25 protein-coding genes are annotated in these 25,674 nt (G+C 71.7%); 12 read left to right on the top strand and 13 right to left on the bottom strand.

Annotation, left to right across the window (positions count from 1 at the left end):
• Window positions 1–46 precede the first annotated feature (46 nt).
• The 3 genes from AB0H78_RS12850 to AB0H78_RS12840 are packed head-to-tail and all read left to right on the top strand — an operon-like array spanning window position 47 to window position 2,905.
• The gene (locus tag AB0H78_RS12850; RefSeq protein ID WP_363234378.1) at window positions 47–925 is read left to right on the top strand and encodes an NAD(P)-dependent oxidoreductase; all 879 of its coding nucleotides are present in this window, start codon (window positions 47–49) and stop codon (window positions 923–925) included.
• A gap of 4 nt (window positions 926–929) precedes the next feature.
• Window positions 930–2,603, top strand: a complete 1,674-nt coding sequence (locus tag AB0H78_RS12845) for an FAD-dependent oxidoreductase (RefSeq protein ID WP_363234377.1) — start codon at window positions 930–932, stop codon at window positions 2,601–2,603.
• Complete coding sequence (locus AB0H78_RS12840; RefSeq protein ID WP_363234376.1) at window positions 2,600–2,905, top strand: antibiotic biosynthesis monooxygenase family protein; 306 nt, start codon at window positions 2,600–2,602, stop codon at window positions 2,903–2,905. Before AB0H78_RS12845 ends, AB0H78_RS12840 begins: the two co-directional genes overlap by 4 nt.
• Window positions 2,906–2,992: 87 nt before the next feature.
• On the opposite strand, the gene AB0H78_RS12835 is transcribed toward AB0H78_RS12840, so the two are convergent.
• The 8 genes from AB0H78_RS12835 to AB0H78_RS12800 form a co-directional block, all read right to left on the bottom strand.
• Window positions 2,993–3,445, bottom strand: a complete 453-nt coding sequence (locus tag AB0H78_RS12835; protein WP_363234375.1) for a DUF1772 domain-containing protein — start codon at window positions 3,443–3,445, stop codon at window positions 2,993–2,995.
• Window positions 3,442–3,831, bottom strand: a complete 390-nt coding sequence (locus AB0H78_RS12830) for a SchA/CurD-like domain-containing protein (protein ID WP_363234374.1) — start codon at window positions 3,829–3,831, stop codon at window positions 3,442–3,444. Before AB0H78_RS12830 ends, AB0H78_RS12835 begins: the two co-directional genes overlap by 4 nt.
• Window positions 3,831–4,586 carry an SDR family NAD(P)-dependent oxidoreductase gene (locus AB0H78_RS12825; RefSeq protein WP_363234373.1) on the bottom strand — a complete coding sequence of 252 codons (756 nt, stop codon included), beginning with the start codon at window positions 4,584–4,586 and terminating at the stop codon, window positions 3,831–3,833. Before AB0H78_RS12825 ends, AB0H78_RS12830 begins: the two co-directional genes overlap by 1 nt.
• Window positions 4,583–4,852 (bottom strand): acyl carrier protein, encoded by a 270-nt coding sequence (locus tag AB0H78_RS12820; protein ID WP_363234372.1) that lies wholly within the window; start codon window positions 4,850–4,852, stop codon window positions 4,583–4,585. Before AB0H78_RS12820 ends, AB0H78_RS12825 begins: the two co-directional genes overlap by 4 nt.
• 15 nt (window positions 4,853–4,867) lie before the next feature.
• Complete coding sequence (locus AB0H78_RS12815; protein WP_363234371.1) at window positions 4,868–5,677, bottom strand: AfsR/SARP family transcriptional regulator; 810 nt, start codon at window positions 5,675–5,677, stop codon at window positions 4,868–4,870.
• Window positions 5,678–5,690: 13 nt separating this feature from the next.
• Window positions 5,691–6,434: an alpha/beta fold hydrolase gene (locus tag AB0H78_RS12810; protein WP_363234370.1), complete on the bottom strand. Its 744-nt coding sequence runs from the start codon at window positions 6,432–6,434 to the stop codon at window positions 5,691–5,693.
• Between the two features lie 75 nt (window positions 6,435–6,509).
• Window positions 6,510–7,307, bottom strand: a complete 798-nt coding sequence (locus AB0H78_RS12805) for a 4'-phosphopantetheinyl transferase superfamily protein (protein WP_363234369.1) — start codon at window positions 7,305–7,307, stop codon at window positions 6,510–6,512.
• A 23-nt stretch (window positions 7,308–7,330) separates the two neighbouring features.
• Window positions 7,331–9,073 (bottom strand): acyl-CoA dehydrogenase family protein, encoded by a 1,743-nt coding sequence (locus AB0H78_RS12800; RefSeq protein WP_363234368.1) that lies wholly within the window; start codon window positions 9,071–9,073, stop codon window positions 7,331–7,333.
• 498 nt (window positions 9,074–9,571) lie between these two features.
• Here AB0H78_RS12800 and AB0H78_RS12795 point away from each other — a divergent pair, with 498 nt between their 5' ends.
• The 4 genes from AB0H78_RS12795 (at window position 9,572) to AB0H78_RS12780 (ending at window position 13,545) form a co-directional block, all read left to right on the top strand.
• On the top strand, window positions 9,572–10,192 hold the full coding sequence (locus tag AB0H78_RS12795; protein ID WP_363234367.1) for an antibiotic biosynthesis monooxygenase: 621 nt from the start codon (window positions 9,572–9,574) through the stop codon (window positions 10,190–10,192).
• Window positions 10,193–10,277: 85 nt separating this feature from the next.
• Entirely contained in the window at window positions 10,278–10,484 is a 207-nt protein-coding gene (locus AB0H78_RS12790) for an acyl-CoA carboxylase epsilon subunit (RefSeq protein ID WP_363234366.1), read from the top strand.
• A gap of 56 nt (window positions 10,485–10,540) precedes the next feature.
• Window positions 10,541–12,313 carry a fatty acyl-AMP ligase gene (locus AB0H78_RS12785; protein ID WP_363234365.1) on the top strand — a complete coding sequence of 591 codons (1,773 nt, stop codon included), beginning with the start codon at window positions 10,541–10,543 and terminating at the stop codon, window positions 12,311–12,313.
• Window positions 12,310–13,545: an acyltransferase domain-containing protein gene (locus tag AB0H78_RS12780; protein WP_363234364.1), complete on the top strand. Its 1,236-nt coding sequence runs from the start codon at window positions 12,310–12,312 to the stop codon at window positions 13,543–13,545. Before AB0H78_RS12785 ends, AB0H78_RS12780 begins: the two co-directional genes overlap by 4 nt.
• 22 nt (window positions 13,546–13,567) lie before the next feature.
• On the opposite strand, the gene AB0H78_RS12775 is transcribed toward AB0H78_RS12780, so the two are convergent.
• The 4 genes from AB0H78_RS12775 to AB0H78_RS12760 form a co-directional block, all read right to left on the bottom strand.
• Window positions 13,568–14,182, bottom strand: coding sequence for a response regulator transcription factor (locus tag AB0H78_RS12775; RefSeq protein WP_363234363.1), 615 nt, complete (start codon window positions 14,180–14,182; stop codon window positions 13,568–13,570).
• A 51-nt stretch (window positions 14,183–14,233) separates the two neighbouring features.
• A complete protein-coding gene (locus AB0H78_RS12770; RefSeq protein ID WP_363234362.1) occupies window positions 14,234–15,433 on the bottom strand; it encodes a histidine kinase in 1,200 nt (399 codons plus the stop codon).
• 143 nt (window positions 15,434–15,576) lie between these two features.
• On the bottom strand, window positions 15,577–17,853 hold the full coding sequence (locus AB0H78_RS12765) for a TOMM precursor leader peptide-binding protein (RefSeq protein ID WP_363234361.1): 2,277 nt from the start codon (window positions 17,851–17,853) through the stop codon (window positions 15,577–15,579).
• Window positions 17,850–18,137, bottom strand: coding sequence for a hypothetical protein (locus tag AB0H78_RS12760; protein WP_363234360.1), 288 nt, complete (start codon window positions 18,135–18,137; stop codon window positions 17,850–17,852). Before AB0H78_RS12760 ends, AB0H78_RS12765 begins: the two co-directional genes overlap by 4 nt.
• Window positions 18,138–18,331: 194 nt before the next feature.
• Between AB0H78_RS12760 and AB0H78_RS12755 the strand changes: the two genes are divergently transcribed.
• Window positions 18,332–19,153 carry an AfsR/SARP family transcriptional regulator gene (locus AB0H78_RS12755; protein WP_363234359.1) on the top strand — a complete coding sequence of 274 codons (822 nt, stop codon included), beginning with the start codon at window positions 18,332–18,334 and terminating at the stop codon, window positions 19,151–19,153.
• A 60-nt stretch (window positions 19,154–19,213) separates the two neighbouring features.
• On the top strand, window positions 19,214–20,803 hold the full coding sequence (locus AB0H78_RS12750) for an acyl-CoA carboxylase subunit beta (protein ID WP_363234358.1): 1,590 nt from the start codon (window positions 19,214–19,216) through the stop codon (window positions 20,801–20,803).
• 39 nt (window positions 20,804–20,842) lie between these two features.
• Here AB0H78_RS12750 and AB0H78_RS12745 read toward each other — a convergent pair whose 3' ends face one another.
• Window positions 20,843–21,532, bottom strand: a complete 690-nt coding sequence (locus AB0H78_RS12745) for a copper homeostasis protein CutC (protein WP_363234356.1) — start codon at window positions 21,530–21,532, stop codon at window positions 20,843–20,845.
• Window positions 21,533–21,717: 185 nt separating this feature from the next.
• Between AB0H78_RS12745 and AB0H78_RS12740 the strand changes: the two genes are divergently transcribed.
• The 3 genes from AB0H78_RS12740 (at window position 21,718) to AB0H78_RS12730 (ending at window position 25,586) form a co-directional block, all read left to right on the top strand.
• Entirely contained in the window at window positions 21,718–23,973 is a 2,256-nt protein-coding gene (locus tag AB0H78_RS12740) for a heavy metal translocating P-type ATPase (protein WP_363234355.1), read from the top strand.
• 454 nt (window positions 23,974–24,427) lie between these two features.
• Window positions 24,428–25,099 (top strand): hypothetical protein, encoded by a 672-nt coding sequence (locus AB0H78_RS12735; RefSeq protein WP_363234354.1) that lies wholly within the window; start codon window positions 24,428–24,430, stop codon window positions 25,097–25,099.
• A 7-nt stretch (window positions 25,100–25,106) separates the two neighbouring features.
• The gene (locus AB0H78_RS12730; RefSeq protein ID WP_363234353.1) at window positions 25,107–25,586 is read left to right on the top strand and encodes a GNAT family N-acetyltransferase; all 480 of its coding nucleotides are present in this window, start codon (window positions 25,107–25,109) and stop codon (window positions 25,584–25,586) included.
• Window positions 25,587–25,674: the final 88 nt, after the last annotated feature.

Here is a 25,674-nt window from a genome sequence, read left to right as displayed (position 1 = left end):
CGCGCGTGCCGAACATCAACTGAGCGCAAAGGAGAGGGATTTCACCATGGACAACCGTCAGCTGGCCTTCATCGGCCTGGGCAACATGGGCGGAGGCATGGCCGGTCGGCTGCTCGACACCGGCTACCGGCTGACCGTCCACAACCGCACCCCGGCCAAGGCCGCCCGCCTCGTCGAGGCGGGCGCCCGCCTGGCCGCTTCCCCCGCCGCGGCCGTCGAGGGGCAGAGCACCGTCGTGCTCAGCCTCGCGGACGAGAGCGTGGTCGAGGAGATCCTCTTCGGCCAGGTCGCCCCGGCACTCGCACCGGGTTCGTACGTCATCGACACCTCGACCGTCTCCCCCGGCTACGCCCGCGAGTCCGCCCGCCGCCTGGCCGGCATGGGACTGCACCGCATCGAGGCCTGCGTCGTCGGAAACCCGCTGCAGGCCCGCAAGGGCGAGCTGCGGGTGTACGTCGCCGGGGCCGGCGAGCACCTCGACGCGGTACGCCCGGTCCTGGAGGCGATCGGCAGCGAGGTGGTGCACCTCGGCGCACCCGGCACCGCGGCGAGCATGAAACTGATCCTCAATCTGCTGCTCGGCGCGCAGGTCGCCTCGCTCGCCGAGGCGCTCGCCTACGGCGTGGCCTCGGGCCTGGACCGCGACCAGCTGCTCGGCTCCGTGTCCCAGAGCGGCTTCAGCTCGATGGTGATGCGCTTCCGGGCCGAGCTGATGCGCAAGCAGAGTTACGAACCCGCCTTCTTCCGCGCCCAGTTGATGGAGAAGGACATCCGGATCGCCATGGAGGCCGCGGCCGCCGAAGGGACCGCCATGCCGGTTCTGGGCGCCGTACGCGAACGGTTCGCCGCGGTGGTCGCCGCGGGCGACGGCGACAAGGACGCCTCCGTACTCGTGGAGCACCAACCGCCCAGGCAAGGAGTGTGAAGCTGTGCAGAGCACGACCCGGAGCACGCTCCGCAACACCGACGTACTGATCGCCGGAGGGGGGCTCGCGGGTCTGTCCACCGCGGTCTTCCTCGCCCAACTGGGCGTCGACTGCCTGCTGATCGAGCGGCAGCCCGAACTCTCCGGCCACCCCAGGGCCCGGGGCGTCCACCCCAGGGCGATGGAACTGATGCGCGCGGCCGGCCTGGAGGAGGAGATACGGTCCACCCCCTCCGCCCGGCTGCTGGCCGGCAACTCGGGGGTGACGGCGGCCTCTTCGCTGTCCTCCCCCGAGGTGACCACCCTGGACGAGAAGTACGTGATGGACGTGCGGGCCGACATCACCGGCCTCTCCCCCTCCTCCTGGTGCCTGGTGCATCAGGGGGAGCTGGAGGACGTTCTGCGCAACCGCGCCGAACGGCTGGGCGTCGCCCTGCGCTTCCACACCGAACTGCTCTCCTTCGCCCAGGACGAGGAGGGGGTCGTCGCCTCCGTACGGGACACCACGACCGGGGCCCCGACGACGCTCCGCGCCCGCTACCTCGTCGCCGCCGACGGGGTGCACTCCACCGCGCGCGAGCACCTCGGGATCCCTTTCGAGGGCGAGGTGCTCGGCCACTATCTGAACGTGCACTTCCGCGCCGACCTCACCCAACAGCTGGGCGACCGGCGCTTTTTGATGTGCTACACGCTGAACGAGACGGCGCGCGGCGCGCTGATGCCGCTCGACAACGCCTGCGACTGGCTGCTGCACGCCGTGCACGACGAGACCCCCGGGGCAGCCGAGCCCGACCTCCCCGCGCTGATCCGGGCCGCCACCGGTGTCCCCGGTCTGGAGCCGGAGATCCTCTCCGCCTCCCCCTGGGAGAGCGCCACCAAGCTCGCCTCGCGCTTCTCCGACGGCCGGGTCTTCCTGGTCGGCGACGCCGCCCATGTGATGCCCCCGAGCGGTGGGTTCGGTTCGAGCACCGGAATCCAGGACGCGCACAACCTGGCCTGGAAACTGGCTGCCGTACTGGACGGCTGGGCGGCCCCCGGCCTGCTCGACACCTACGACGAGGAGCGCAGGCCCATCGCGGCCGCCACCGTGGAACAGGCGGCCCTGCGCTCGAAGGACCGCCCCCGGCTGACCGGCCCCGAGCCGGCGGGCCCCGTCCACCCCGACCTGGTGGAGGACACCCTCGTCTGGCTGGCCTGGCGCTACCGTTCGTCCGCGGTCTCCTCCTGGGACGAGGGGGTGCTGCCCGCGTACGGCGTGTGGGCTGCCGAGAACGACGGGCGCCCCGGCAGCCGTGCCCCGCACCTGAGGCTGCGCCGCGGCGGAGCGGAGATCTCCTCGCTGGACCTGTTCGGCAACGGCCCCGTCCTGCTCACCGGCCCCGACGGCCGGGTCTGGCAGGAGGCGGCCCGCGCGGTCGCCGCCGAGCTGGGCCTCCCGCTGACCGCCCATGCGGTCGGCGCCGAACTGGAGGACCTGGACGACCGGTTCCCGCTGCTCTACGGGGTGACCGCGCAGGGTGCGGTCCTGGTGCGGCCCGACGGGGTCGTCGCCTGGCGCTGCGGGGACGCGCCCGTCTTTCCCCGTAACACACTGCGTTCCGTACTCCGGCGGCTGCTGACCGGCGACGCGACCGCGCACGGCACACAACACGGCACGACAGAAGGCGGAGCGAAGTGACGCACCGGGTGATTCTGCGGATGGAGATCCACCCCGAGATGTCGGGGGACTTCGAGACCACCTGGCAGGCGGTGGGCGAGGCGATCTCGGCCGAGCCCGCCAACCTCGGCCAGACGCTGGTCAGGGACACCGAGGAGGAGGGCGTGTACTACGTCCTGACCGACTGGGCGGGCGAGAAGGAGTTCCGCGCCTTCGAGCTCAGCGCCCGCCATGTCCTGCACCGCCAGCGCCTCAAGCCGTACCGCAGGGGCGGCACGATGAACGTCACCGAGGTCGTACGGCACATCGAGCCCGCCGGCTGAGCGGGCGGCTCAACACCACGAACCGGCCGCGGAGTTGGACTCCGCGGCCGGTTCCGTGTGTACGTGTGTGTGGGGATGGCAGATGCTTCAGACCAGCGCCACAGCGGACGCGGTGCACACCAGCGCCAGCACGGCGAGCGCGGTGCGCAGCAGGTGCCAGCGCCGCCAGAGCGGTCGCGGGTCCTGCCAGTCGGCGGGCAGCACGGCGGGATCGGTGATCCCCTTGACCGTGCGGTTGATGGGGACGTTGCAGAGGTGGGAGACGCCCGAGACGCCGAGCAACAGCACCGCGGCGGCCGCGAAGAGCGGCCGCCCGGCACCGTCGACCGTCACCGCAAGCACCCCGTTGGCGAGGGTGCTGGAGAGCACGATGACCGGCATGGTGGGGTCCCAGTTGCGGCCGAGCAGCTGGTGGGCGTGGACGTAGGGGCCCGTCTCCATCGCGAAGAGCGCGGGCAGCACGCTCAGCGCGACGGCGAACAGGACCCCTGCGGTCACGCCGCCGCCCAGCAGGGCCGCGACACCGAGGACCTCGGTCATGACGCGGCGGCCCCCGCGGGGTGGGTGTCCACGGTCAGCTCCGCGATCTTCCGCATGGTGGCGTCGCGGAAGTACGCGCCGAAGGCCTGCGGCGACGAGGTGTCGCGCTGCTCCTGCAGGAACGGGGCGAGCCTGCCCTCCAGGAGGTGTACGCCCTTCTGCGCGGCCATGTGCTTGCCGACGGCGGCGAAGTCGCCCTCGTAGTGGATGACGCGGACCAGGAACTCGTCCTTGATGAAGACCGTGGTGCCCAGGAGACGTCCCGCCACCTGCTCGCCGTCGCCGGTGAACTCGGGGGTGGAGACCCGCTGGAAGCCGTCGAAGATCTCGGCTATCTCGTCCTCGTGACCGGGCTTGACCCGGTAGGTGATCGCCGCGTACGGCATCAGATTCCTCCGTCTACTTCGATGGTGGTGCCGGTGACATAGCCGGCCGATTCGCCGGCCAGGAAGAGCACCGCCCCTGCGACGTCCTCGGGGCGGCCGAGCCGTCCGAGGGCGGTCTGGGCGGTGAGCCGCGCGACGATCTGCGGCGGCGGGCCGCCCGCGCCGTCGGGGTCCGTCTCGGTCACGCCGGGGGCCACCAGGTTGACCCTGATCCCCCGGCCGCCGAGCTCCTTGGCGAGCGCCCTGACGAAGCCCACCAGGGCGGCCTTCGACGCGCTGTAGTGCACCCCGAGGGGGCGGCCGCGCAGCGCCACCGAGGCGCCGACGCACACCACGGCCGCGCCCTCGGAGAGCAGTCCCGTCAGGGCGTGGGTGACGAGATAGGCGGAGGTGGTGTTGTGGTCCATCACCCGGTGCCACTCGTCCTCGGCCAGCTTCTCGAACGGGACGTGCCCGTCCACGCCCAGGTTGTTGACCAGTACGTCCAGGCCACCGATCCCCTCACGGACGTGGTCGGCGACCAGCCGGGCCCCCTCCGCGCGGGTCAGGTCGGCCTGCAGCAGCTCGAACTCGGCGCCCACCGCCTCCAGTTCGCCGGTCAGCCGCTTGGCCGCCTCGCCGTCGGACCGGTGCACGAGCACCAGGGTGGCGCCCGCCCGCGCGAAGGCCAGCGCCGTCGCCCGGCCGATGCCCCGGGTGGCGCCGGTCACCAGGACGCGCCGGCCGGCGAAGGCGGTGCCGAAAGCAGCTGTCATCGGACGGCACCCGCCCGCGGGGCGGCGGCGATCATCTGCAGCAGCAGCCGGGGCGTCTCCGCCTCCGCCACCGCGTCGTCGTCCAGCAGGATCGCGTGGTTGCGGTTGATCACGCTGGTCACCTGGAGCAGCGCGAGGGAGTCGTATCCGAACTCCAGGAACGGGGTGTCCAGGGCGTCTTCGCCCTCGAACGCCATGCCCTCCTCCGGTGCGCCGACGCATTCGAGCAGCAGCTCACCGAGTTCGGCCAGGGTTATCTCGCTCACGATGGTTCCTTTCAGTCAGACGGCGGCCCTCGCCAGCAGCTCCAGATCCAGATGCGGCGAGGAGTCGAGCACTGCGCGGTGCAGTCGCTCGATGACAGGTGAGGGGTCGAGCCCCAGGGACTGGTTGAGGGCGGACCTCAGCCGGCGGTAGGCGGTCAGGGCGTCGCTGCGCCGGCCGGCCCGGTAGAGCGCGAGCATCAGCTGCTCGTGCATCCCCTCGTGCAGGGGGTGCCTGGTGGCGAGCCCGTGGAGCTCGCCGAGGAGCTCATGGTGACGGCCGAGCCTCAGGTCCGCCTCGATCCGCCCATGAAGGACGCTCATGCGCGACTCGTCGAGGCGGGTGGCCTCGACCTCCAGGAGCATTCCGCACTGCACATCGGAGAGTGCGTTCCCGCGCCACATGGACAGGGCTCTGCCCAGGTAGTCGGAGGCCCCCGGCCAGTCGCCTGCCTCCAGGGCGCGGTGTCCCGCAGAGGCCAGTGCGTCGTACTCCAGTACGTCGTTGACGCCGCCGAAGGTGTCCAGGCGGTAGCCGCCGGGCTCGGTGACCAGCACGCTCTTGGCTCCCAGCGGCAGCCCCGAGTCCGCCGCGCGCAGCGCGTCCGCGATGAGATGGCGGATCTGGAGTATGTAGGTCTGCAGCGTCGTCTGGACGCTGCGTGGTGGGCGTTCACCCCAGACCTCCTCGACCAGGGACTCGACCGAGACCACCCGGTCGGCCTGGACGGCGAGCAGCGCGAAGACCTTGCGCGGCTTCACGGCGGTGAGGTGCACGGGCACCCCGGACTGCACGGCCCGGAACGGACCGAGAACACTGATGTCCATCACTGCTTCTCCTTCAGAGACTTGAGCGGAGTGCCTCTCCCACGAGGCGCGGCAGCTCCCGGCCGCGTACGAAGAAATGCGCGCCGGCCACGGTCCGGAACCGGAAGCGGGCATCGGTGCACCGCTCCCAGGGGCGGATCTCCGCCGCGGGCACCAGTGCGTCGTCCTGGCCGGCGAAGGCGTCGAGGGGGCAGGGGAGCGGGGTGACGGGCAGGGAACGCAGGCTGTGTGCGAGCCGCAGGTCCGCGCGGAGCGTGGTGAGGACCGTGGCGAGCATCTCGGGCCTGGACAGCAGCTGTCCTGGCAGGCTGTTCTCGTCCCCGAGGGCCGCGATGAGCTGCCCGTCGGGGAGTTCGGGGCGCAGGACGCCCAGGGCGGCGGACGGCAGGTGCGGCGCGGGGCAGCCGCCGACCAGCAGCCGCTCGGGGGGCCGCAGGCCACGCTCGGCCCGCCGCTGGGCGAAGCGGTAGGCGACGAGCGCCCCCAGGCTGTGCCCGTAGAACGCGTGGCGGCCCGACAGCAGCGGACCGAGATCGGCCTCCAACTCCTCGATGAGCAGGGCTCCTTCGGTGATGTGCGCCTCCCGGAGGCGGGACTCGCGCCCCGGCAGCCGTACGGGCAGGACCCGCACCCCGGGGCCGACCCGCTGCTGCCATCCCGCGTAGGCCATCGCACCGGCCCCCGCGTGGTGGAAGCAGAGCAGCGTGAGGTCGGCCGGGCGGTCGTTCGGCCGTACTGCGAGATAGCGGTGACGCATCCAATACCCCTTCCGTGCCGCACCGGCCCGGTCAGCCGCGGGGTTCGAGAGTCACCGCACCACCTGGAAGGCGGCTCAATGCCCGGTAGAGCGCGGGTCGTCGAGCACCGGGAGCAGCGGTAGTACGGCGCTCGACCCGCGCCGGGCGTCCAGACCCGGGTCGTTGAAGGCGACGCTCACCCGGTAGGGGCCCGGCACCAGCCAGCTGTGGAAGGACCATTCGCCGCCCGCTCCGGGGGCGCCGTCGGGGCGTTCCATGCGCGTACGGCGGTCCTCGGCGCCGAAGCCGAACTCGGTGAACCGCAGGCGCAGCCCTTGTCCGATCGCCTTGCTGTACGCCTCTTTGAGCGTCCAGAGGCGGACCAGTTCGCGGTTGCGCCGCTCCTCGGGGACCTCGGCGAGCGTCTGGAGTTCGTGGGGGGTGCAGATCTGCCGCTCGGTGCCCAGGCCGAGCATCCGCCGGTCGGCGCCCTCGGTGTCGACGCCGATCCGGCCCCAGCGGCTCAGCCCCACCACGAGGAGTTCACCGGTGTGGCTGAGGCTCACGTCGAGGTGGTCGATGCCCCGCAGATGGGGGCGGCCGCCGGGCTTGTAGGCGAGTTCCAGTTCCTCGGGGAGCGCGCCGAGCACGGCGCCGGCCGCGGTCCGCAGGAGCAGCCGGGACGCGACGAACCTGTCGCGGTTGCGCGAGGGGGGCATCTTCGCGAACCTCCGCCGGTCGGGGCCGAGTTGGTCCGCGAGGTCGGGGGAGGACAGATCCGCGGGCAGCCAGTCGTCGACGTACGCGTAGGTGATGCAGACCCCGGTGGCGGCGATGTCGTGGCACACCGGCTCCCAGGGGTCGTCCGGGCCGCGGTTGCGCAGGGGGCGCATCTTCACTCTCCTCAGCGGCCGGATCAGCGGCCGATGGCGGTCGCGTACAGGTCGTAGCTGCGGGCGTCGTCGAACCGCTCCAGGAGTTCGGCGAGCAGCCGGTCCTCGCCGGCCTCGCCGCCGCGCGGTTCCCGGTGCCCGAGCCGTCCCACGATGCGCGTGAGGGCCCGTGCGGCCCAGGCGGGGTCGGCCAGGAAGCCGCTGCGGGCATCGGCCCGGTGGCGCCAGACGCCCAGGCAGGCGGCGCCCGCGACGATCAGCGCGTACCGGTCGGCCAGCGCGTAGGCGCGCGGGCTCAGGGTGGGCCGGCCGTGCGGCGCGGCGAGCCGGGCGCATTCCTCGTACAGGGAGCGCAGTTCGGTGGCGAGCACGTGCGCCGCCGAGGCGAGGACGGCGCCCTGCTCGCCGCCCGCCGCCGCCGCGGCCCGGCGCACCGAGGCGTCCAGCGAGGCCAGCAGCGAGTCGGCGGCAGGCGTGAGACCCCGCTCCTGCGGTACGTATGGCGGGAGGTCGGCGTCGAAGGGCCGGAACAGCCCGGCCGGTGCGTCGTCCGCGCGCCCCTGGAGTTCCGGGAGCCGCAGCAGCTGGCGGATGACGACCAGCCGGCTCGGTCCTGTGCCCGCGCTACCGAGACCGATCATCGGCAGGTCGCGGGCCGCCTTCTGGAAGATGCCGTACGTTCCGCCCCTGCTGTACGACTCGGCGCCGAGGACGGTCGACAGGTCGTCGACCGACTCGGCGAGCACCGAGGGCAGCAGGTATTTCGCGACCGCGCCCAGCGTGACGCTCTCGCGTGGCAGCAGATGGACCGAGCGCGTCGCGACCAGCGAGAGGCAGTCGCAGATCAGCAGGTCGACGAAGGCGTTGACGAGTGCGGTCCTGGTACGGGTCGTACGCAGGGACGCGCTGCCCCGCGAGCGGTGCGAGCGTGCGAAGGCGACGGAGGTGCGCAGCGCGGTGTCGACGCAGCCCAGCGCCATGGAGAGGCCGGGTCCGCGGGTGAGCGGGAAGACCCGCTCGGCCTGTGCCCGCCCGCTGCCCGGCGTGCCGAGCAGCGAGGCGGCGCCCAGCCGGTGCTCCTGGAAGCCGATGCCCTGGATGGTGCAGCCCCGGACGCCGACGGTGCGCCGCCTCTCCGTGAGCCGCATGCCCGTGCTCTGCGGGCCGGGCCCCTGGACCAGGAACACGCTCTGGTCCTCGTCCCCTTGGCCGCCCGTGTCGGCGAAGAGCAGCAGCGCTCCGGCGCGTGCTGCGTTGTTGAGGGCGTCCTTGACGCCGCTGAGCAGATAGCCGCCGGGGGCGGGCGCCGCGGTGAGCCGGTTGTTCAGGAAGTCGTTGCCGCGGGCCGGTTCGGGGTAGGCGGGGGCCAGCCGGGAGCCGCCGAGCAACAGCTCGGCGGTGGACCGCTGTTGGGCGTCCGTGCCCGATGCCCAGACCAGTACGGCGCCCAGGTAGGAGGTCAGCCCGTATCCGAGTCCGAGCGAGGCGTCGCGCCTGAACACCGCCCGCATGACCCGCGACAGCGCGTCCATGCGCTCCAGACGGCCGCCGAGTCTGACGGGGACGAACTCGCCGTTGAGGCCGAAGTCGTCCAGCAGCCGCTCGGCGGCGGGCAGCATCCGGCGCTGTTCGTCGGCGAGCATGAACTGCTGTGCCCCCAGCGGGTTTCCCGGGTCGTCGATGTCACCGAGGGCGAGCTCCAGGCGGGCGATGCGTTCCTGTACGGCGGCCTCTCCGTACTCCGTCCTGTGCACCGCGACGACCATGGTTTTCTCCCTCCCTGGGGGTGAGCGCCGGAGGGTCGCAGGAGCCCCCCGGCGCACGGCGTGCTCACGAATCAAGAGACGCTCAAGCTCTCCGGTTCAGACTTCGGCACAACGGCGCGTTCCTGCGTCGGGGCGGTGTGCCGTGCGGGCTCGTATCCATAGGGGGAAACCAGATCGCTCGGGCGTGTGACATGGCCGAAGCCCACCCACATCCAGCCGTAGTCGGCGAGCGCGTGCCAGGACGGCACGAGAAGGCGGTCGACGGCGAAACGCACGAGTGGGTTCCGGTTCTTTCCGTTACTGGGCATGGGCAGTTCGTCCCTTCGGGGTCGGACGCCTCACGATCCCTGCCGGCGCTCGGCGGACTCTCAAGGACCGCTCGTACTCTGGGCCGTTCCTGTGCCCGGCCTGCGGACTCAAGCGGTATTCGAGCGGTGTGTGCTGGACTGGTCGGCCCTGACGGCCACGGCTGCGGACGAATCAGGAGGGGGACGGACCATGCTCCAGCGCGATACCGGCCCCCGGGTGACCGCTGTCGGCTGCTTCAACGCCACCGGTCCCGCCGCCGTGTTCGAGCGGGATCTGCTGGCCTACGCCCTTCACCGGGAGGCCTGCAAGGGCTTCGTGCTCCGGGTGACGGTGGAGCTCGTCGACCGGCCCGGCGCCTATGTCCACCTCGATCAGTGGGAGGGCCTGGACGCCCTCGTGCGGACGGGGCAGGACGAGGACCGCCGGCCCGCGGTGCGCCCGCCCGCCGACCCGCTGGGCGGCGGCTGCCTGACGGTGAGCGTGGGGCGCGTGGTGGTCGGCAGCCCGGTGCAGGAAGCGCTGCGGCTGCTGGTCGTGCAGGCCCGGGTCAGCGGCGAGACGTCCCGGTTCGAGCAGGACTTCGGCGCGCTGGCAGGTCAGTGCGTACACGACGAGGGCTTCGGCGGAAGCGATCTGCTGCGCTCGGTCACCGATCCGCAGCGGTACACCGGCCTGCTGTGGTGGCGGGATCCGGCGGCCTGCGACCGGACCCTGGCCGCCGACGGCTTTCTGCAGCGGCACGGGGACCTCGCGCGGTCGGCCGACGCCCTCAGCGCGGAACGCGGCCGTCCGCTGCGCGGGGCGCGCTGAGCGCCGTACGGCACCCGAGAGCGGCCCCAGCGGCACTGCTGTCGGATGCGAGCGTTGTTCGAGCGGCCGGGTCCACTCTCGGCCCATGGACGGGGAGACGCTTTTCACCATCATCCGCGGGCGGCCGGACGCATCCGAGATCGCTGCGCTGACCGCCGTGCTGCTCCTGCTGCTGCGGGCCGACGAAGGCATGGACGAGGGTGCGGACGGCGAGGCCGGCGAGCCGGGCAGCGCACCGTGGGGCCGCGACCGGCTCCGCCGGCGCCCCCGGGTCTCCTGGGCCCGTTCCTGACCTGCACCTGCCCGCCCACCACCAGCAAAGGTCCGACGACCTGTCAGGGGGAACCAGTGGCCAGCCACCGCACCTTCGCCGAACTGATGATCGAAAGAGCCGCGCACGATCCCGACCGCGTCGCCCTCCTGCTGCTGCCCGACAGCGACGAGCACGGGCGCCCGCACTCCGTCTCGTACCGGAGCCTGGACGCATCGGCGCGCGCGCTGGCCGGCTGGCTGCAGGAGCGCGGTGCCGTCGGCGGGCGGGTGCTGCTGCTGCACACCTCGCGCAGCCAGTTCGCCGTCTCCTTCCTCGCCTGCCTGTACGCAGGGGCCATCGCGGTCCCCGCACCGCCCACCGGCGGCCGCAGCCACCACGCGGCGCGGATCGCCGGCATCGTGAAGGACGCGGCGGCCTGCGCCGTCCTCACCGACGCCGCACTCGCCCCCGACGTCTCGCGGCTGCTGGCCGAGTGCGGCCAGGGCGGGCTGCCGTGCCTGGCCGCCGATGCCCATCCGGGCGGCGGGAACTGGGAGTTGCCGCGGCTCACCGAGGACTCGGTCGCCTACCTCCAGTACACATCGGGCTCCACGGGGCGCCCGCGCGGAGTGATGGTGACCCATGGCAATCTGCTCGCCAATCAGGAGGCGATCGGCGCGCTGCTGTCCACCGGCCCCGACGACCGGGTGGGCGGCTGGCTCCCCTACCACCACGACATGGGCCTGGTCGGCCAGTTGCTGCACCCGCTGTGGGCCGGGGGCACCAGCGTCGCGCTCTCCCCCGCGGCCTTCGTCCGCCGCCCGGCGCGGTGGCCGGAGGCGGTGAGCCGGTACGGCATCACGGTCAGCGGCGCACCCGACTTCGCGTACGACCTGTGCGCCCGGCGGACCACCCCGGAGCAGGCGGCCGCGATGGACCTGTCCGGCTGGCGGGCCGCGGTGATCGGCGGTGAGCCGGTACGCCTGGACACGGCGCGCGCGTTCACCGAACGGTTCGCGCCGGCCGGTCTGCGTCCCGGAACGCTCTTCTCCTGCTACGGACTCGCCGAGGCGACCCTGCTGGTCTCCGGGGCGCGGGTGCCGCTGACGCCGGAGGGCGAACCGCACGGACTCGCCGTGGAATCGGCCGCGTTGGAGCGCAACGTACTGAAGAGATACGCGCCGGATGCCGGGCGCCCCTCCCACGACCTGCTCCCCCTGGGCTCGCCCGCGGCGCCCGCGGCCCCCGCGATCCGCGTGGTGGACCCGGTGAGCCGCTCCGCCCTGCCCGACGGCACGATAGGCGAGATATGGGTGCGCGGGCCCGCCGTCTCCCCCGGCTACTGGCGCGACCGCGGCCACGACGGCTCCGTGTTCGGCGCGACCACGGCACAGGAGGAGACCGGCTATCTGCGCACCGGAGACCTGGGCACGCTGGAGGACGGTCAGCTCTACGTCACCGGACGCATCAAGGAAATGATCGTGGTGTCGGGCCGCAACCTCTACCCGCAGGACCTGGAACAGACCCTGCACGAGGTGAGCTCGCTGTTCGGTGCGGGCACCGCCTTCGCGATACCGGGCGAGCGCGAACGTGTCGTGGTCGTACAGGAGTTGAGAACCCACCAGCGCTACGCCCTGGATCTGGCCGAGCTCGCCCAGGATGTGAGGCGCCGCCTCACCGAGGAGTTCGACGTACCGGTCGCGGGAGTGCTTCTGGTACGCCCCGGCACGGTCCGGCACACCTCCAGCGGAAAGGTCGAACGCACCGAGATGCGGCGGCTGTTCCTGAGCGGCGCCATCCAGCCGCTCTACCAGCATCTGGAGGCCGAGCCCGCGAGGACAGGGCCCAGGGAAGGCAGCACCGTATGACCGCGAACGCGCCGGGCGGCGCGCCGGACGAGGACGACTTCCTCCACTGGCTCCGGGAGCAGGTCGCCGCGTACGCACAGCGGGAGGTGGACGACGACGCGCCGCTCGCCGAATGGGGCCTGGGCTCACTGACGCTGCTGGAGCTGTACGGCGACATCGAGGAGCGCTTCGGCCCGCTGATCGACCCTCCCGACCTCTGGGCGCACCCCACCATCCGCGATCTCGCCCGCCACCTGGCGATGCGCAACGGGCTGCGCGTGCACGGCGAGCGCGTCAGGGCGGCGTTCGTCTTCACCGGCCAGGGCAGCCAGCACCCCCGCATGGCGGCCGGCCTGTACGAGCACTCGACGGCGTACCGCCACCACCTCACCACCGCCGACGAGGCGATCTCGCCCCATCTCGGGCGCTCCGTCGTGGAGTTGATCCTCAGCGGCGACAGCCGGATCCATCAGACGGCGCTGACCCAGCCGGCCCTCTTCGCCGTCTGCTACGCGCTGGCCATGACGCTGATCGGTGAGGGCGTGGAGCCGGTCGCCGTGCTGGGCCACGGGGTCGGCGAGTTCGCGGCCGCGGTCGTATCGGGGGCGCTGCCGCTCGCCGTCGCGGCCCAACTGGTCTCCTTCCGGGGTGCGTTCATGCAGTACCTGCCGTCCGGCGGCGGCATGATCGCCACCTGCGCCGACCCGCACGAGGCCGCCGAGGCGACGGCCTCGGAGCCCGGGGTGTCCATCGGCGCGTTCAACGCCGCCCGCGCCACGGTCCTCTCCGGTGAACTGGCCGCTCTGGAGCGGGTGCAGGAACGTCTCGCCTCGTCAGGGATCGCCAGCACGTTCCTCCAGGTCACCCACGCCTTCCACTCCCCCCTGATGGAGCCGGTCGCCCCCCGCTTCGAGGAGGCGGCCCGCCGCCTGCCCGGTGGGGCTCCCCGTATTCCGTACTACTCCACGGTGTACGGGCGCAGGATCGACGAGCCGCTCGACGCCGTGTACTGGACGCACCAGATCACCTCGCCCGTACGGTTCGCCGACGCGGCCCGCGCCATGCTGTCCCAGCAGGCGCCGAGCCATGCCGTGGAGATCGGGCCCAAGCCGGTCCTCACCCCCTTCCTGCGGCGCATCGCGGGGTCGCGCGGACCGCGCTGCATCCCCGTGTGCCGGGGCCCGCAGAGCAACGCGGTCGAACTGGCCGGGGTGTTGTCGGCGCTGAGCGCGGGACCGCTGGCCGAGGCATGACCGCGTGCAGCCCCTGCGGGACCTACGGGATCCAGCCCGCTTCCTCGGCGATCCTGATGGCGTCGATCCGGTTGCGGGCGTTGAGCTTGTCGACGATGGCCGTCAGATAGTTGCGTACGGTGCCCTTCGTCAGGAACAGCGCTCCGGCGATCTCCTCCGCCTCGGCCCCCCGCGCCGCGAGCCGCAGCACCTGCGTCTCGCGCGGCGAGAGCGGTGTCTCGGGCGCCTCCCAGGCGCTGAGCGCGAGTTCGGGGTCGACGACCCGGCCGCCGGCCGCGACCGTCCGCACCGCGTGGGCGAGGCGGTCGGGCGGGGAGTCCTTGAACAGGAACCCCGACACCCGCGCGGCCATCGCCCGGCGCAGCGTCCCCGGCCGGCCGAGGCTGGTCAGGATCAGCGTCCGGCACTCCGGCAGCTGCACATGGAGTTCGGCGGCCGCGGTGAGCCCGTCGATCCCGGGCAGGTCGATGTCGATGACGGCGACATCGGGCCGCGTCTCCAGCGCGGCCTTCAGGATCAGATCGCCGCGGTGGACGGATGCCACCACATGGAGATCAGGCTCGAGTTCGAGCAGTGCCACCAACGCGCCCCGGATCATATGGACGTCCTCGGCGAGCAGGATTTTGACAGCCAGCATGATGAATCCCCCGTAACACCCATGCCGGTGGCCCTTCGGGGCCCCGGATTCCTACGCGCTCTCCTTCTTCAGCCCGCTTCGGGCCGCCACCGGCACGACGGGCGCCTCGGCCACCAGCCTGAAACTGGATCCGGCCACGGCTCCCGCGGTGAGCCCTCCGCCGATCTCCGAGAGCCGGGTCCGCAGGTTCCCGAGCCCGCTCCCGCTGTGCGGATCGGCGGTCCTGCTCTCGTCGCTCACCCCGTCGTTCGTGAGGACGAGCCGCACCCTGTCTCCCTCGACCGTTCCCGTGATCGTGCAGGTCTGGACCTTGCTGTGCCGAAGAATGTTGGTCACGCCCTCCCGCAGGGCGGTCGCAAGCACAGTGTCCACGACGGGGTGCAGTCTGCCGCACGAAATGTTCACATCGGCGCGTACGTCGGCGACCGCCATCACCTCCGCCACCGAACCGGCCTCCCGCTCCAGCGACATCGCGCGGTAGCCGCTGGCGACCAGCCGGACATCGGCGAGCGCCTGCCGGGACACGCTGAGCACCGAGGCCACTTCGGAACGGGCCCGCTCCGGATTGACGTCGATCAGCCGGTGGATCAGCTCGCTCTTGAGCGTGATCGTGGAGAGGCCGTATCCGAGCAGGTCGTGGAGGTCCCTGGCGAAGCGGAGCCGCTCCTGGGTCACGGCCATCCTGGCCATCTCGGCCCGGGTGTCGTGGACTTCGCGTACGAGGTCGGAGAGCCGGGTCAGTCCGTAGATGACCAGACCGGCGAGGGTTCCGGAGACTCCGATGTAGCCGATCTCCAGAGCGGCGAACCCCTGGGACACCGCATAGCCGATCATGCTGAACTGGATGGACCCGAAGGCGGACCAGGCGAGGGGGCCCGGCAGGGTCAGGAGAACCGATCCTGCGAACGGACCCACCATGCTGCCCCAGTTCATGCCCAGCCAGAACAGCGGGACGAAGGTCAGCAGTCCCTGAACACCGAGGACCAGCCGCCTGCGCCCCACCGTCCACTGGCGCGCCCGGGCCGAGGTGCAGCGGAACTGCAGCCCGTACAGCGCGAGGACACCCACTGCGCACAGGACCTTTTCGAGCTGCGTGGAGTGGGTGCGAAAGACATTGAGGATCGTGACGACGCCGTATCCGGCGAAGGCGGTCGAACCGATCGCCCGGGCGAGACGTGGAGCGATCACATCACGCCCGTCCGCCCCCATCCGCATCCGTGCGGCCAGGGACTGCAGCGTCCCGGACGCCATATCGCGACTCCTCGGTTGAGATGCGGGAGGATCCGTGACGGAACTATAGGCGGAACCTTAGTAGTTGGGGCCGCCATTCACATTTGAGCCGAACTTCCCCGACTTCCCAGGACTTCATCCATTATTGGACAGCGCGACAACAACTACACGAAGAGCGGAACCGGGTTCAGTTCGTCATATGCCGTTGTCCTTTCCAGCAGGCCGAGTTGGACGGGTACGTCGAACAGCCGGCCCGGCGCGAATCGCGCCCAGAAATGGCGCAGACCAGGAACGATCACCTTGACCACGGGAATGCCGATGTCCGGCCGGGTCTGATCGAGTACCAGCAGCTCCATCGACCGCTCGGCCATCAGCTGCCTGATCGCGTCCACGTCGGACAGGAGATCGGGCCTCGGTACGTAACCGAAGACACCCGGCGTCCTGGGTGTCTGCCCCGGGTCGGGCAGCAGATAGGGGTGGCCGTCGGTGGTGGCCGACGACCACCAGTCGTGCAGTTCGCGGTCCGCGGCCGGCGGCGGCCCCTCGCCGGGGGGCGGCGGCAGCAGCTGGGCCATCTCGGTCAGCGCACGGCGCAGCGCGAGCCGGGGGTCGAAGTGGGCCCCGAATCCGAAGCAGATCTGCTGCGCGGGCCCCGACGTCCGCCGTGACAGCGCGACGATCACCGGGATGCCCAGGTCGGAGGTGAGGTCGATGGCCCACACCCGGCGGCCCGCCGACGCGAACGCGTTCCGCAGCCCGGTGAGCCAGGGTGCGTCGAAGGCGTCGAGGTCGACGGCCGGCAGGTGGAGCCGGTTGTACCACCACAGGGCCACGGCGTCCCGCTCCACCAGCTCCAGGAAGCCCTGGACGACGGCGTCCTCCATGCTGCTGCCCGCGGCATTGCCGTTGGAGTCCGCCCACAGCCCGTCGTTGTTCACCGCACGTCCGCAGTCGAAGTACAGGGTCGACGTGGGCAGCAGCCGCTGGGTGTGGCCCGTGAGCGACCAGACCGGTGTCCAGTCGGTGGCCAGGTCCTGGCCGAGCTCCGGACTCACCTGCTGGAACAGGGAGTTGGCGGCGTTCCACTGCTCGCGCTCGCGGAACTGCCGCTCGGCGAAGAGCTGGTACGCGTTGGGGTGCAGCGCCCGCTCCCCGAGGCCCGCCAGAGTTCCGCGCACCGTCAGTTCATCGCCCTGCCGGGTACCGCTGTAGCGCTCCACCGCCTCGCACAGCGCCCCGGCCTCGGCCTCGTCCGCGGTCGTCCCCTTGCCGGCGCTGCGGGCCCGCAGTCCGTGCCCCGCCATGGCGAGGGAGCCGGCGCCCAGGGCGAGGTTGTGCCCGGACTCGTAGCAGTGCAGCCCTTCCGGTACGCCGGCCATCGGCTTGACCTCGGAGACCACCCCCGCGACCTTCCCGATCAGATGGCGGTGGCGCGCCAGCATCTCCTGGGCGGTCAGCGCCCGGTGGTTGTTGCCCCCGCCGGCGGCCTTCGGCCTGGACCGGAGCACGACCGGCCTGCGGGCCGCGTCGGCCACCAGCCGCGGGTCGCCGCAGTCGGGGCACTGCGGGCGCCTGCGCACCTCGTGCCGGGTGACGCCCAGAGCGAGGCTGTCCAGTACGGACACCGCGCGCTGCCCCTCGTGGCGCATCCCCGCCACCCATTTCGCCGCCTCCAGGACCGCCGCGTGGTACCCCATCGCACGGACGGCCCCGATGGCCGGGGACGGGCCGCGCACCGGTCCCGCACACCCCAGCGCACCCTGCAACAGCAGTTCGCAGCGCCGGTGTTCACGTATCCGGTACGCAAGGCAGCTCCAGCAGGGCCCGTCGGTACCGGGCTGGAAGACCGGTCCCGTCCAGGGCTCCGCACCACCCGGTTTGGCCAGCAGCCAGGGCCGGCCCGCCTTCCTCAACTGCTCCGCGATCGCCGTCAGTTCGGGAGAGAGATAGTCGTCGCACAGCACCAGGGTGAAGTCGGCGCCCGCATCCGGGTCGGCAGGCGTCAGACCGCTGGCGCGACAGGCCGCGCCGGCCGCCGCCAGATCCACTTCTCCGGCCCCGAGCAGCGCGACGGAAGTACGGAGCACGGCGCTCGCGGCACGCGAACCTTCGAGCCCGGCGAGATCCCAGTAGGCGGGCCCCTCACCGGTGATCGCCCCGTCGCCGGGGTGGCGGTAGCCGACGAGATTGGCCTCGGCGAGCTTGCGCACCATCCGGCCCGTCTCGTCCGGGGGCATGGCGACGGCGGCTTCGCGGAGCAGTTGGGTCAGGGTCCGGGTTCCGTCGAGCAGCGCGGCAAGCGTCTCGACTCCGGCCCCCCGCAGGGCGGTCACCCCTTTGTCGCCCAGCAGGTACACGGCTTCCCCCGGGACCACTTCGGCCCGGACGTGGCGCTTGAACGCCACGAACGGGCCGGGAGCGGGGGGATGGTCCAGGGTCACGCGCCTGCCGTCGCGGCGGAAGCAGCGGCGGGGGCGCCGGCCGGGTCGGGCTGGAACGGTATGCCGCCGAAGCACCATCTGATGGTGTCCCGTGCGTGGCCCTCGGGGGCGCTCAGGTCCTCGATGACCGTGGTGCCCTGTGTCGTACGGGGCATGTTCCCCGAGATGCCGAACTCGGCCAGCACGGCCGCCGGGTCGCTCTCGTAGCGCTGGGCGAGCTCCGGCTCCAGTCCGGTGCGTGCGGCGAGCTCGGCGAAACGCAGTACTTCTTCGGTGACGTTCACAATCTGCCTCCAGTATCGGTACCGCCGGCTGCGGCGTCGGGGCTTGAGTCTGCGGCCCGAACTCCTGGAATCGGCAGTGCCTGTTTCACCGGACGACCATGAAATGTTCATAGGTGTGCTCGTGCAGCGGTCACTGGGGCACGGCCGCCCCTGGTGAGAGGCTCTTCCTCAAACTCCGGGAGGCGAACACAGGTATGGAGATCAAGGTTCTCGGGTCCCTGACCGCTCATGAGCGGGGGGTCTCCGTGGTGCCCAGTGCCGCCAAGCCGCGGCAACTGCTGGCGCTCTTCGCGCTGCACGCCGACCGTCTGGTCACGGTGCCCGCACTGATGGAGGAGATCTGGGGCGAGCGCATACCGCGCAGCGCGTCGACGACGCTCCAGACGTACATCCTGCAACTGCGACGCAAGATCTCGACCGCCCTGGCGGACGATCCCGACCGCAACGCCAAGGAGCTGCTCGTCACCAAGTTCGGCGGCTATCTGCTCCAGGTGTCGCCCGGCATGGTCGACGCCCAGGAGTTCGAGCGGATCGCCTCCTCGGGGCGCGCCGCCTACGACGTGGGCGACTACCGCGTCGCGTCGGAGCTGATGAGCCAGGCGCTGCTGCTCTGGCAGGGGCCCGCGCTGGTCGACGTACGGGTGGGTCCGGTCCTCGAACTGGAGGTGCTGCGGCTCAAGGAGCAGCGCATGGCCACGCTGGAGCGGCGCATCGAGTCCGATCTGCACATCGGCCGTCATGTCGAACTTGTCCCGGAACTCACGGTCCTGACGGCACGTCACCCCATGCACGAGGGATTCTGCAGCCAGTTGATGACGGCCCTGCACCGGGCCGGCGGATCCTGGCGGGCACTGGAGGCGTACCAGCGCCTGCGGGGTGCGCTGGTCCGCGAGCTGGGGCTGGAACCTTCGGTCGCGCTGCAACAGCTCCACCAGGCGGTCCTCACCGGCGATCCGCAGGCGAGCCTGCACGGAGTGCCGGTCCCGGTCCCGGTCCCGGTCCCGGTCCAGCGTTAGTTCAGCGGCGGTTCAGCACATGTGGACTGCTCTTCGAGGCGTCGTCCCTACCGTGTGGCGATGACGACATTCGACGAGCTCCTCGCGGCCGTACCCGGTCCCGATCTGCACCGGTCGACGGCGGAACTCATCCGCATCAAGGAAGAAGTGGGCCGGGGCCCCGACCCGGCCGCCACCCGCCGCCAGCACGACAAGGGCAAACTCACCGTCTACGAACGTCTTGAACTCCTCTTCGACGAGGGCTCGTTCACCGAGATCGAGCCCCTGCGCAGGCACCGCGCCACCGGTTTCGGCCTCGCGGACCGCAAGCCGCACGGCGACGGAGTGGTCATCGGCTGGGGTCTGGTGCACGGCCGCACGGTCTTCGCGTACGCCCATGACTTCCGGGTCTTCGCGGGCGCCCTGGGAGAGGCGCACGCCGAGAAGGTCCACAAGGTGATGGACCTCGCCGAGGCGGCCGGCGCCCCGCTGGTCTCGCTCAACGACGGCGCGGGCGCCCGTATCCAGGAGGGCGTCACCGCGCTGGCGGGCTACGGCGGCATCTTCCGCCGCAACACCCGCTCCTCCGGGGTGATTCCGCAGATCAGCGTGATGCTCGGCCCCTGCGCCGGAGGCGCGGCCTACTCCCCCGCGCTCACCGACTACGTGTTCATGGTGCGCGAGACCGCGCAGATGTTCATCACGGGCCCCGATGTGGTCCACGCCGTGACGGGCGAGCGGATCACGCACAACGGCCTCGGCGGCGCCGATGTGCACTCCGCGGTCTCCGGGGTGGCGGGTTTCGCCTACGACGACGAGGCCTCCTGCCTGGAGGACGTGCGCTATCTGCTCTCGCTCCTGCCCGCCAACAACCGCGAACTGCCGCCCGCGGTACGGAGCGAGGACCCCGCGGACCGGCGCACCGACGGCCTGCTGTCGGTCGTCCCCGCCGATCCGGGCCAGTCGTACGACATGCGCACCGTGATCGAGGAGATCGTCGACGACGGCGAGTACTTCGAGGTGCACGAGGCCTGGGCCCGCAACGTCGTGTGTGCCTACGCGCGGCTCGACGGGCAGGTGGTGGGCCTGGTCGCCAACCAGCCGGCGGCGCTCGCAGGCGTGCTGGACATCCACGGCTCGGAGAAGGCCGCCAAGCACGTCACGACCTGCGACGCGTTCAACATCCCGCTGCTGACCCTGGTGGACGTGCCCGGCTTCCTTCCCGGTGTCGACCAGGAGCACGGCGGCATCATCCGGCACGGCGCGAAGCTGCTGTACGCGTACTGCAACGCGACCGTGCCGCGGATCTCCCTGGTGGTCCGCAAGGCGTACGGCGGCGCGTACATCGTGATGGACTCGCGCTCGATCGGCGCGGACCTGTCCTTCGCGTGGCCGACGAACGAGATCGCGGTCATGGGCGCGGAGGGCGCGGCCAATGTGGTCTTCCGCCGGGAGATAGCGGCCTCCGACGACCCGGAGGCCACCCGCGCCCGGCTGATCAAGGAGTACAAGACGGAGCTGATGAATCCGTACTACGCGGCGGAGCGCGGCCTGGTCGACGACGTCATCGACCCGGCCGACACCAGGAAGGTGCTGATCCGCTCCCTGGCGATGCTGCGCGCGAAGCACGTGACGCTGCCCGAACGAAAGCACGGCAACCCCCCGGTGTGACCGCCCGGCCCCACCGCCTCCCTGCCCCGCAGCCTCCTGCTATCCGTCCAGAGTGGTACGCCACTCCCGTACGGCGGCCGCGTCCACCGGCCCGTCCCACCCCTGGGGGCGGGCCGCGCCGCCGATGTGCACGGCGTCGATGCCGGCGGCCAGCAGCCGCGGCAGGTGTTCCAGGCGCAGCCCGCCGCCGACGAGGATCTGCGGCTCGTAGCCGGGCTCGCCCCTGCGGGCCGCCTCGGCGAGCAGCGTCTCCATGCCGTCGTCGACACCGGTGGCGGAGCCCGCCGTGAGATAGGTGTCCAGACCGGGCAGGTCGGCGAGCTGCTTGCGCAGCGCGTCGCGGTCGGCGGCGCGGTCGATGGCCCGGTGGAAGGTCCAGCCGCAGCCCTCGATCTCGGCGACGAGCCGCTCGACGGTGACGAGATCGGGATGGCCTTCGGCATCCAGGAACCCGAGCACGAACTGGTCCGCACCCTCGGCGCGCAGCCCGCGGGCGGCGGCGACGAGCGCCTCGACATCCCCCGCGTCGAACCCGTCGGCCAGCCGCAGCATCACGCGCAGCGGGATGGACACGGCGTCGCGGATCTCGCGAAACGTCTCCCTGGAGGGCGTGAGCCCGTCGGCCGCCATGTCGGTGACCAGCTCGAGGCGGTCGGCCCCTCCGGCCTGGGCCGCGATCGCGTCCTGTGCGGTGAGGGCGATCACCTCCAGCACTGCACGGTTGCTCATCAGATCCCAATCCTTCAGGGAGTCGGCTACGGGCTTGGTCTAGTCCAATAACCAGCCTACGGCCCAGTAGTACTCCTTCGCAGCTTGCACTCTGAACACCCACTCTTGCGCCTGATACACCTGGGGGGTATACATGAACCCGTACTGGATACCCCCTGGGGGTATCAAACGCAGAGGAGGAGACCATGCCGTCGCCCACCACCACGGCCGGGGCCGAGGTCGAGCTCGCCATCGGCGGCATGACCTGCGCTTCGTGCGCGGCCCGTATCGAGAAGAAGCTCAACCGAATGGAGGGGGTCACAGCCACGGTCAACTACGCCACCGAGAAGGCAAAGGTGTCGTACGCCCCCGGAACCGAGGTCTCCGACCTGATCGCCACGGTGGAGAAGACCGGCTACACGGCGCAGGAGCCGGCACCCCCGCTCCCTCCCCAGGAAGAAACCGGCGAACCGGCCGACCCGGCCCTCGCCGCACTGCGTCAGCGCCTCATCGTCTCCACGCTCCTCGCGATCCCCGTGATCGCGATGGCGATGATCCCGGCGCTCCAGTTCGACAACTGGCAGTGGCTGTCCCTCACGCTGGCCGCCCCGGTCGTGGTCTGGGGCGCACTCCCCTTCCACAAGGCGGCCTGGACGAACGCCAGGCACGGCGCCGCGACGATGGACACCCTGATCTCGGTGGGCACCTCGGCCGCCTTCCTCTGGTCCCTCTGGGCGCTCTTCTTCGGTACGGCCGGGATGACCGGCATGACGCACCCCTTCGAGCTGACCATCGGCCGCAGCGACGGCGCGGGCAACATCTACCTGGAGGCGGCGGCAGGGGTCACGGCCTTCATCCTGGCGGGCCGCTACTTCGAGGCCCGCTCGAAGAGAAAAGCGGGAGCGGCCCTCAAGGCCCTCCTCGAACTGGGCGCGAAGGAAGTCACCCTGATCCGCGCCGACCGGACCGAACACCGCATCCCCACCGCCGACCTGAAGACCGGCGACCGCTTCCTGGTCCGCCCCGGCGAGAAGATCGCCACGGACGGCACGGTGGTGGAGGGCTCGTCGGCGGTGGACGCCTCGATGCTCACGGGCGAATCGGTCCCGGTCGAAGTCGCCCCCGGCGACGCGGTCACCGGAGCCACGCTCAACGCGGGCGGACGCCTGGTGGTGGAAGCGACCCGGGTCGGCGCGGACACCCAACTCGCCCGCATGGCAAAGCTGGTGGAGGACGCCCAGAACGGAAAGGCGGCGGCCCAGCGCCTCGCCGACAAGATCTCCGCGGTCTTCGTCCCGGTGGTCATCGCCCTCGCCGTCGCCACGCTCGGCTTCTGGCTGGGCAACGGCGCCGGCCTGACGGCGGCCTTCACCGCCGCGGTCTCGGTCCTGATCATCGCCTGCCCCTGCGCCCTGGGCCTGGCCACACCCACGGCCCTCATGGTGGGCACGGGCCGCGGCGCCCAGCTGGGCATCCTGATCAAGGGCCCCGAGGTCCTGGAGACGACCCGCAAGGTCGACACGATCGTGCTCGACAAGACGGGCACGGTGACGACGGGCCGTATGACACTCCTGGCGGTCCACACCGCACCCTCGACGTCGGAGCCCGAAGTCCTGCGCCTGGCAGGGGCGTTGGAGCACGCGTCGGAACACCCGATCGCGCAGGCGGTGGCAGCGGGAGCGACGGCGCGCACAGGCAGGCCCCTCCCCGCCCCGGAGGACTTCACCAACGTGGCGGGCCTGGGCGTCCAAGGGATCGTGGAGGGCCACGCGGTCCTGGTGGGCCGCACCCAGCTCCTGACGGACTGGTCGATCGCACTCCCCGAGCCCCTGTCGCGCGCGAAGACCCAGGCGGAAGCCTCAGGCCGTACGGCGATCGTGGTCGCCTGGGACGGCGAGGCGCGAGCGGTCCTGGAGGTGGCGGACGCGGTGAAGGAGACCAGCCCCGAGGCGATCCGCCGCCTGCGCGCCCTCGGCCTCACCCCGATCCTCCTGACCGGCGACAACAAGGCGGTGGCGGACGCGGTCGCGGCGGAGGTCGGCATCGACGAGGTGATCGCCGAGGTCATGCCGGAGGACAAGGTGGCGGTGGTCAAGCGCCTCCAGTCCGAAGGCCGTTCGGTGGCGATGGTCGGCGACGGCGTGAACGACGCGGCGGCCCTGGCACAGGCGGACCTGGGCCTGGCGATGGGCACGGGCACGGATGCGGCGATCGAGGCGGGCGACCTGACGCTGGTACGGGGCGACCTGCGGTCGGCGGCGGACGCGATCCGCCTGTCGCGCCGCACCCTGGGCACGATCCGGGTGAACCTCTTCTGGGCGTTCGCGTACAACGTGGCGGCGCTGCCGCTGGCGGCGGCGGGCCTGCTGAACCCGATGATCGCGGGGGCGGCGATGGCGTTCTCGTCGGTGTTCGTGGTGGGCAACAGCCTGCGGCTGCGGGGCTTCCGCCCGATGGCCTGACCCCCGCCGACAGCTCGACCCCGCCGAGGGGCGGGCCCCCTCCTGGGGCTCCGCCCCAGACCCCGCTGCTCAATCGCCGCAGGGGCTTGCTGTGTTCGCCCGGGGGACAACCCCCGGACCCCCGGCCGGACAAACAGCCCCGCTCGCCTGAGCCCGTGTCGCGAATATCCCGCACGTGCGAGCCCAGCCCAGCCCAGCCCAGCCCAGCAAAATCAAGCCCGTCCGGCGTTTGAGGACGAGCGGCCGGAGGCCGCGATCGGGGGCGCAGGGGGCGAAGCCCCCGCACACCGGGGCCAAGGGGGCCTGGGGCTCTGCCCCAGTTTCGGGAAGGGGCGGGTAGGGGACCAGCCCCGCGCAGCGGCCCCACGCCCCGCAACGCGCACCCGCACCGCCGCCCCGCGACCCCACGCCCCGCCCCCGCAACCCGCAACCCGCAACCCGCAACAATGACCCCATGCCCGCAGACGCAGTCGCAGCCGCAGACACCCACTCCCCCACCCTCCTCGCCCACTGGACCCGCACCATCACAGAAGCCCGCGCAGGCGCCCCAGGCCCCGACCCCACCCCCTACGCGCAGAACCTCCTGGACCGCTGGTCGGAGCCCCAGCGCCGCTATCACACCCCCACCCACCTCACCACCGTCCTCACCCACGTCGACACCCTCGCCGACCACGCCGACGACCCCGCAGCCGTCCGCCTCGCCGCCTGGTTCCACGACGCGGTCTACCGCCCCGACCGCGACGAGAACGAAGAGCGCAGCGCCGCCCTCGCCGAGCGCGCGCTCCCCGAACTCCTCGTACCCCCCGCCCGTACCGCCGAAGTCACCCGCCTGGTCCGCCTGACCACCACCCACGACCCGGCCCCCGGCGACACCAACGGCGAGGTCCTGTGCGACGCGGACCTCGCGATCCTCGCCGCCGCCCCCGAGGAGTACGCCGCGTACGCAGCCTCCGTACGCGAGGAGTACGCCTTCGTCCCCGACGAGGCCTTCCGCGAAGGCCGCTCGGCCGTCCTGGCCCAACTCCTCGCGCTGCCCGCCCTGTTCCGCACCCCGCACGGCATCACGCACTGGCAGGAGAGGGCCCGCGCGAATCTCACTACCGAGCTGGACCTCCTCCGCGCATAATCCCCACGTGATCCCTACAGAGCGCCTCACCCTCCGCCCCGTCTCCCCCGAGGAAGCCGCCGACCTCGCCGACGGCGGCACCGGCGGTCTGGCCTGGATCGAGGGCGGCCCCTTCGACGGCACCCGCCGCGCGGCAGGCGGGGTGGTCAGGGCGGCGATCGCCGGTGTGTACGACGAGACCTGGGGGATGTACGCCCTCATCCGCACCGAGGACGGCAAGGCCATCGGCGGCATGGGCTTCCACGGCGCCCCCACCGACGGCCGCGTCGAGATCGGCTACGACCTCGCCGAGCCGGCCCGCGGCCACGGCTACGCGACCGAAGCCGTCCGCGCCCTGTCCGCCCAAGCACTCCAACACCCCACCGTCACCACGGTGCTGGCCAAAACCGACCCCGGCAACAAGCCCTCCCAGAGCGTCCTGACCCGCGCCGGCTTCCGGTACACGACCCACGAGGACGGCCTCGACGTGTACGAACTCACACGCTGACCAGGAATGCCACACCCATGGCAGACGTTGACACCTGTCATGCCCGCCACCACACCCGCGCCCGTCCCCACGCCCGCCGGCACCGCCC

This window comes from Streptomyces sp. NPDC050738 (genome assembly GCF_040654175.1).
Lineage (GTDB): Bacteria > Actinomycetota > Actinomycetes > Streptomycetales > Streptomycetaceae > Streptomyces.
Note: the sequence above shows the minus strand (reverse complement) of the source record. Positions and strands in the feature narration are given on the sequence as shown.

Coding starts and splice junctions, on each gene's coding strand:
- AB0H78_RS12850 (WP_363234378.1), top strand. CDS start 47: ATGGACAACCGTCAGCTGGCCTTCATCGGCCTGGGCAACATGGGCGGA.
- AB0H78_RS12835 (WP_363234375.1), bottom strand. CDS start 3,445: ATGACCGAGGTCCTCGGTGTCGCGGCCCTGCTGGGCGGCGGCGTGACC.
- AB0H78_RS12830 (WP_363234374.1), bottom strand. CDS start 3,831: ATGCCGTACGCGGCGATCACCTACCGGGTCAAGCCCGGTCACGAGGAC.
- AB0H78_RS12825 (WP_363234373.1), bottom strand. CDS start 4,586: ATGACAGCTGCTTTCGGCACCGCCTTCGCCGGCCGGCGCGTCCTGGTG.
- AB0H78_RS12815 (WP_363234371.1), bottom strand. CDS start 5,677: ATGGACATCAGTGTTCTCGGTCCGTTCCGGGCCGTGCAGTCCGGGGTG.
- AB0H78_RS12810 (WP_363234370.1), bottom strand. CDS start 6,434: ATGCGTCACCGCTATCTCGCAGTACGGCCGAACGACCGCCCGGCCGAC.
- AB0H78_RS12805 (WP_363234369.1), bottom strand. CDS start 7,307: ATGCGCCCCCTGCGCAACCGCGGCCCGGACGACCCCTGGGAGCCGGTG.
- AB0H78_RS12800 (WP_363234368.1), bottom strand. CDS start 9,073: ATGGTCGTCGCGGTGCACAGGACGGAGTACGGAGAGGCCGCCGTACAG.
- AB0H78_RS12795 (WP_363234367.1), top strand. CDS start 9,572: ATGCTCCAGCGCGATACCGGCCCCCGGGTGACCGCTGTCGGCTGCTTC.
- AB0H78_RS12790 (WP_363234366.1), top strand. CDS start 10,278: ATGGACGGGGAGACGCTTTTCACCATCATCCGCGGGCGGCCGGACGCA.
- AB0H78_RS12780 (WP_363234364.1), top strand. CDS start 12,310: ATGACCGCGAACGCGCCGGGCGGCGCGCCGGACGAGGACGACTTCCTC.
- AB0H78_RS12775 (WP_363234363.1), bottom strand. CDS start 14,182: ATGCTGGCTGTCAAAATCCTGCTCGCCGAGGACGTCCATATGATCCGG.
- AB0H78_RS12770 (WP_363234362.1), bottom strand. CDS start 15,433: ATGGCGTCCGGGACGCTGCAGTCCCTGGCCGCACGGATGCGGATGGGG.
- AB0H78_RS12755 (WP_363234359.1), top strand. CDS start 18,332: ATGGAGATCAAGGTTCTCGGGTCCCTGACCGCTCATGAGCGGGGGGTC.
- AB0H78_RS12750 (WP_363234358.1), top strand. CDS start 19,214: ATGACGACATTCGACGAGCTCCTCGCGGCCGTACCCGGTCCCGATCTG.
- AB0H78_RS12745 (WP_363234356.1), bottom strand. CDS start 21,532: ATGAGCAACCGTGCAGTGCTGGAGGTGATCGCCCTCACCGCACAGGAC.
- AB0H78_RS12740 (WP_363234355.1), top strand. CDS start 21,718: ATGCCGTCGCCCACCACCACGGCCGGGGCCGAGGTCGAGCTCGCCATC.
- AB0H78_RS12735 (WP_363234354.1), top strand. CDS start 24,428: ATGCCCGCAGACGCAGTCGCAGCCGCAGACACCCACTCCCCCACCCTC.